Below are 336 nucleotides of genomic sequence, written 5' to 3' on the forward strand. Positions count from 1 at the left end.
ATCAAGCTGGTGTCCGCTCGCCGTCCGGCGCACACGATCCAGCATGTCAAAACCTGTGCCCGGCACATCGTCGCCTCGGCCGAAGCCTCCTTGCGCCAGCTCGGCACCGACCGGCTCGACCTGCTGCTGATCCACCGCCCCGATCCGCTGATGAACTTCGACGAGGTCGCCGAAGCCTTTACCCGCCTGCAGCGCGACGGCAAGGTGCGCCACGTGGGCGTGTCGAACTTTACCCGCCACCAGTTCGAGGCGCTGAACCGGCGCGTGCCGCTGGCCACCAATCAGGTCGAGTTCTCGCCGCTGCACACGGCGCCGATGTTCGATGTCGGATCGTAG

The 336-nt window shown here is 66.4% G+C and carries 1 pseudogene; it reads left to right on the top strand.

What is annotated here, in order from left to right:
- Positions 1–324: pseudogene (locus KVT32_RS29280) on the top strand (aldo/keto reductase); the annotation flags it as partial.
- Positions 325–336 lie beyond the last annotated feature (12 nt).

The organism is Achromobacter sp. GbtcB20 (assembly GCF_019091095.1).
Taxonomy (GTDB): domain Bacteria; phylum Pseudomonadota; class Gammaproteobacteria; order Burkholderiales; family Burkholderiaceae_B; genus Achromobacter; species Achromobacter mucicolens.